9 protein-coding genes are annotated in these 5,421 nt (G+C 63.0%); all 9 read right to left on the reverse strand.

From position 1 onward, the window contains the following. Positions 1-183: 183 nt before the first annotated feature. The 9 genes from KGZ40_07085 to KGZ40_07125 all read right to left on the reverse strand — a co-directional run bounded on the left by KGZ40_07085 (position 184) and on the right by KGZ40_07125 (position 5,056). Complete coding sequence (locus tag KGZ40_07085) at positions 184-402, reverse strand: hypothetical protein (GenBank protein ID MBS3957277.1); 219 nt, start codon at positions 400-402, stop codon at positions 184-186. 2 nt (positions 403-404) lie between these two features. Continuing rightward, positions 405-1,088, reverse strand: a complete 684-nt coding sequence (locus tag KGZ40_07090) for a hypothetical protein (protein ID MBS3957278.1) — start codon at positions 1,086-1,088, stop codon at positions 405-407. 186 nt (positions 1,089-1,274) lie between these two features. Then, positions 1,275-1,544, reverse strand: a complete 270-nt coding sequence (locus KGZ40_07095) for a hypothetical protein (GenBank protein MBS3957279.1) — start codon at positions 1,542-1,544, stop codon at positions 1,275-1,277. Between the two features lie 40 nt (positions 1,545-1,584). Continuing rightward, positions 1,585-1,965, reverse strand: coding sequence for a hypothetical protein (locus tag KGZ40_07100; GenBank protein ID MBS3957280.1), 381 nt, complete (start codon positions 1,963-1,965; stop codon positions 1,585-1,587). Positions 1,966-1,985: 20 nt separating this feature from the next. Next, the gene (locus KGZ40_07105; protein MBS3957281.1) at positions 1,986-2,324 is read right to left on the reverse strand and encodes a zinc-binding dehydrogenase; all 339 of its coding nucleotides are present in this window, start codon (positions 2,322-2,324) and stop codon (positions 1,986-1,988) included. Continuing rightward, on the reverse strand, positions 2,321-2,869 hold the full coding sequence (locus KGZ40_07110) for an NAD(P)-dependent alcohol dehydrogenase (protein ID MBS3957282.1): 549 nt from the start codon (positions 2,867-2,869) through the stop codon (positions 2,321-2,323). The genes KGZ40_07105 and KGZ40_07110 overlap by 4 nt, the downstream gene beginning before the upstream one ends. Positions 2,870-3,018: 149 nt before the next feature. Beyond that, positions 3,019-3,690 (reverse strand): TetR/AcrR family transcriptional regulator C-terminal domain-containing protein, encoded by a 672-nt coding sequence (locus tag KGZ40_07115; GenBank protein ID MBS3957283.1) that lies wholly within the window; start codon positions 3,688-3,690, stop codon positions 3,019-3,021. 246 nt (positions 3,691-3,936) lie between these two features. After that, positions 3,937-4,503, reverse strand: a complete 567-nt coding sequence (locus KGZ40_07120; GenBank protein ID MBS3957284.1) for a YcxB family protein — start codon at positions 4,501-4,503, stop codon at positions 3,937-3,939. A gap of 85 nt (positions 4,504-4,588) precedes the next feature. Then, on the reverse strand, positions 4,589-5,056 hold the full coding sequence (locus KGZ40_07125; protein ID MBS3957285.1) for a hypothetical protein: 468 nt from the start codon (positions 5,054-5,056) through the stop codon (positions 4,589-4,591). Between the last annotated feature and the right edge of the window lie 365 nt (positions 5,057-5,421).

A 5,421-nucleotide genomic window follows, 5' to 3' on the forward strand; every position in this document is an offset into this window, starting at 1 on the left:
GGGGGCACTCTCGAGGCGCATCAGGGACGACAGTTCGCGCGCCCTCGATTGCAGATTGCGCATCCGGGACTTCGTGCGTGCTCCAGCAATGACTTGCGCGACAATCAGGACGAATATGCCGAGCAAAGCGATAAGCGCTTGATTCTCCAGCACAGAAATCTCCTAAGGCCAGTGTATGAGATTCTACCCGTTCTTCTTCCGCTTCGTTGGCGGCAGTTTGCCAGTGGCAATCTCGTACATGTTGTCCATCTGCCGCTCAAGCATTCGCAGTTCCTTCGAACCGAACGCGAACTCCAGGGTGTACTTGAACAAGTTGGCAAGAATCGCGAACAGGGCGACTACTGTGAGCGCCTGATTCCTCTCTGAGGCTGCAACAAGGAAGCTCTGAAGCCACTCGCTCATGGCTACTCCGATGCCTTAGGTGTGGAACACAGTCTCCTGCAACAATCAGCAATGGCCTCTTCGTTCTCATCCAGCCGACTGAGGACACTCCGCAACTTGGATAACGCTCTGGCATCAAGTTGCACAACCATCTCGCCAGTGTCTCCCGGACTGTGTGACTCGAGCCGCAAGATCACCAATGGCACGAAATCAACCGCTTTGCCCTCCGAGTTGGCAACCGGGCGTATCTCCCAGGTGGCCTCTATGTCAACGAGCCGAGGCAAGAACGATGCTAGTGCCTCATGGGTCCAGGCATCAAGCTGGTCTTCGTCCGTAATCTTCATCATCTCTCGGAGAAAAGGCTCACTAGATGCGACGAGCCTGGCGAACTCGTCGTCGCCATCTGCCGCCTCCCGAAGCAGCGCCATCGAGTCATCGGCTGATCGTCGGTCACTGTCAACAGACCGTCGCACGACTAGGGCTACAACCAAGTTCTCAAGGACATCCTCAACGCTGACGCCGTGTGCGGCGGCCGCGTCCTTGACTACATCCTCGTCAAAGTAGTCTGCGTGGGTCTTGGACAAATCAACAACCGCCTGACGAAGCGCATCATCCATCTGGAGGAAGGTCTTCAGATCCTTCTGGAAGCTCTTGTTGGTCGCAAGGCGGCCAAGATCAGGGATTCCCCTCATGAACATCTGTGCCACTTCGGTGTCCCCTTTCTATGCGGCATTCAGGCGAAGCGTACCCGAAAGACCTAACAGAATGCTAATCCACGCCTTACTGTCACTCTTGTCCGCCCAACGTCTGACGGATAACCTGCGAGCGAAGCGAGTCAGGTTGATCCGTTTGTTGGGCGGCGCCGCCCGCAGACGGGACAGCGCCCTCACATTCTACTCGTCATCGGATGGTCCCTGCTCGCGGTCGCCCGACCGCATCGGCCCGGGCTTCCCGCCCGTCAGGTAGCACACGAGGGCGAGAAGGCCGACGAGAAGGACGACTAAGGCCGCAATCGCAGCCGGGTCATCGGTCACCCGCGTGACGCCCAGTACAAGTGCGACGAACACTGCACTCGTGAACCAGCCCTGCCACCTCACGGGCCGCCATCCGAATCCGACACGACGAGCGTTGAACCACGACTTGCTCGTAACCGGTGCGTTCATATGCACTCCAGTCACCCTGCTGCAGAGGGACGGCCCACCGCTACCCGACCTGCGACCACGTCCACGAACACCAGATGATCGCCCCGCATACGACGACGCCGACACCGATGAGGAAGTTGTCGTACGCGCCTGGGTACGGCAGACCCATAAGGTTGAAGACGACCCAGACGGCCGCCGCAACGATGCAGATCCACCGGATCGCCGGGTACGGCACCACCAGCGACAGCACCATCATCACGATGGGGGTCAGCATCACGGCCGCGACGGCGACCCACATCCACTGGGTAGCCGGGACACCCGCCAGCTCACCCGCCGTGTAGTCACCCGCAAAGATTCGAAGCACGTCCCCGAGCAGGAAGACCAGCATCAGGGATCCCCATAGAGCCGACAGGATGACCCTCACATCGACCATCGTTCGCACGCCCCCTCCAGCAGAAGCGCTCATGCTGCGCTCGCAGCCACGGATACAACGACCTTCGCGCGCGCATGTCCCTCGTCCAGGTACTCGAAGGCGCGCGCGGTCTCGCTCAGCGGATACGTCCTATCGATGACAGGCGTCACCGTGCCGGCCTCGATGAGCTCACCCAGCGCGAGCAGGCTCTGGGTGTCGGTGAGAGCCATGAAGACCCGACCCTGCTGTCGGACGAACATCGAGGAGATCGCTGCGGCGATCACCCAACTCATACCCGCGTGGCCGCTGCTCGGGAGGAGCAGCCCGTCGGGCTCGAGCACGCGCCTGGTGTCCGAGAGCGAGTGGCTGCCCACGTTGTCCAGAATCACGTCGTAGCGCGCGCTGCCTTTGGTGAAGTCTTCCTTCGTGTAGTCGATGACGTGGTCGGCGCCGAGCGAGCGGAGACCATCTCTACGTTGCCCGTGCTGCAGACCCCGGTCACCTCGGCACCGAGCGCCTTCGCGATCTGCACCGCGAACGTCCCGACGCCACCCGACGCGCCGTTGATGAGCACCTTGTGTCCTGGGCGGACCTTGCCGTGGTCGCGGAGGGCCTGGAGCGCCGTGCATGCGGACGTGGGCACCGCCGCTGCCTGCTCGAACGTCAGGTTGCGGGGCTTCGGCGCGATGGAGCCGACATCGGCGACCGCGAACTCGGCGCACGAGCCGTGGCACTCGCCGTAGACCTCGTCGCCCGGGCGGAACTCGGTCACTCCGCCGCCGACGGACTCGACGACCCCCGCGAACGAGATGCCGACGACGAAGTCGGGCTTGGGCTTGAGAAGCCCCATGTAGATCCGGATCGGCAGCGGCTTGCCTCGCATGCCGAAGTACTCGCCCGCCGCGAGCGAGGTCGCCATCACGCGGACGAGCACCCGCCCGTCGCCCGGTGCGGGCTTGTCGATCTGCCGGCACTCGATCACATCCGAGGAGCCGTAAGCGGTTTGGACAATCGCATTCATGACGCCTTTCCTTTCTTCGGCCGCTCGCGCGACGCCGGCGGCGCCCAGCGCTGAGCGGGGGATCACTGGGATTCGAGCGAGCGCTGGAGACCGTCGAGGATGAGATCGAGACCGAAGTCGAAGAGGCTCATCTCGTCGTGCGGGTTCGCAGCGAAGTCGGCCGCGATGGTCAGCAGAGACGGGTAGGCATCGGGTGCGAGTTCCGCGAGCAGTTCCTCGGCGACGTCGAAGGTCTCCACACCCTCGGGTAGTGCCAGACTCGATTGCTGGCGCTGGAAGCCGTGGATGTAGCTGTCGAGGACCAAGAACGCGTTGGCGGCCGCCCGCGGCGTGAAACCGGCCGCGAGCAGTGTTCCCAGGACACGGTCGGCATAGGCCAGCTGGGCCGGCCCGCTGTGCTCACGAGAGTCTATGACTCCGCTCGCCCATGGATGCCGCGAGAAGACGTCGCGCGCGGAGATCGCGCGCCGCCTCATGGCTTCCTTCCAGTCCGAGGACCCCGAGGGCACTTCGATTTCTGCCGCGACGAGATCCGTCATGCCGTCGAGAAGGTCGCCTTTGCCCGCGACATGGTAGTAGAGCGAGCCCCCTTCGACGCCGAGCTTCCTCGCGAGCTCGCGCATGGTGAGCGCGTCGATGCCGCGCTCGTCCGCCAACTCGATCGCGGCGCGTAGCACGCGGTCGCGAGTCAGGGTGTCGCGCGGTTCACCACTGCGGGTCGCACGTGCGGTCATCATCGCTCCCTTGGACCTCGAATCTCGGCGTGTGCGCCAGGATTCTAACGCTGTTAGAGTGTACTCTAACGCTGTTAGAATCAAGATGCAAGTGCAGATTCGCGGGAGTGTGGAGATTCGGGGATGTCCTAGTCGGCGGCGCGCGAAATCACGGTCGCAATGACCGGGAGGGCGTTGTGCCACACGAATGTCCCCTGGGGTCCGCCCAACGTGTTAGGCATAACCTGCCGCACAGGCGCCTACAGGTCAGTCTACCTTCTGGCGGTCAGGTTGATGCCTTTGTTGGGCAGACTCACCCACCTGCCGGACATGCTCACGAACCACATCGAGGAACCCAGCCACCGCCGCCTCGCCGATGCGTTTCGGGATCACGAACGCCTGCACTGGGCCAATGAAGATGTAGGCGTGGCCCGGAGTCTCATCAATCCGGTCGGTGCCACTCCAGGTCGCCGCCACCTCGCGCTCCGCCGAGATCTCGCGCAGCCCGACGTCGTCAGCCACGAGCCGATGGAGCCCCGTGACTCCGAGCCCGGCATCTCGGTTCATGCGGGCCAGACTCCGCTTGATCTCGCGAGCCAGGATTGCGGGCGCAAGGAACCACATGATCACGCCCGTGATTACAGCCAGTACAGCCCCGCCGACGAAGTCCTTGAAGATGAGTCCGATTGCTCCGAAGATCAGCAACGGCGTGACTACGCTCAACATCAGACGCTGGCTCTTGCGCAGACCGCGCCCCGCATCAGTCGAGCCGAAGTAGTGCAGGTTGAACGCAACGAAGTCATCCGCTACGAGTTCGTACTCCAGTTCAGTCACGGGACTCCCTGTTCTGCCCAACGATGTAGCGCATAAGCTGCGCGGCACCAGCTTACCGCGCGAAGCGCCGACGCGCTCGTGCGCGTCAGCTTGATGCGCTTGTTCTGCGCGAGCCGAGTAGCTCCCGATGTCTCAGTACGGTATCGATCACTCGCTGCTTTTCGGCACGCGAATAGGAGGAACTGATGACCACTTTTCCGAGCCGTTGCGAACGCAGTACGCGAGAACTCGAGATGACGTCGCGCAGACGGCGGCGCTTCAGGGCGTCCACGTCCAACTCTACGAGCGGAATCGTCCCGCGACGCCACCATGAGCCCGGACCGCGCACGTGTTCCGCGGTAACCTCTATTGTTTCGTCGAACACCCCCGTCACGATCGCCACAGTCGCCCCCACCACGCCACCAAGCCATGCGACCGAGACGAGTCGCCAGTCAGGCAGCCGGCCCGTGAGATAGCCTGCGGCAAGAAACGCGATGACCACCAGCGACCAGCTGAAGAGATCGCTCGCGAGCGCCCGCCATCTCCGAGGGGCAAACCTCACGACATCATCCACGGCCCCTCCTCTGCGCAGAACGATTTTGCGCTTAACTCGCGCGCCATCAGCTTACACCGCGAAGCGGCCGAACGCTCCTGCGCGTCGAGTTGAAGCGCGTGTTAGAGCACGCGGCTGACATCCGTCCGTACACCGGCGGCCCCACTCCCCCGCTTCCGCACACCCCCGGCTGGCACCGGCCCGCTTCCTGCCGAGGAGCCCTTAAGCCCCTGCCTCCCGGGACGGATCGCGCTTGCAATCCAGGCCAGGCATCCCGTCGCTCTAACGATGTAGCGCTTAACTCGCGCGCCATCAGCTTACACCGCGAAGCGGCCGAACGCTCCTGCGCGTCGAGTTGAAGCGCGTGTTAGAGCACGCGGCTGACA

The organism is Clostridiales bacterium (assembly GCA_018333995.1).
In the GTDB taxonomy this organism is placed as follows: Bacteria; Actinomycetota; Coriobacteriia; order Anaerosomatales; family SLCP01; genus JAGXSG01.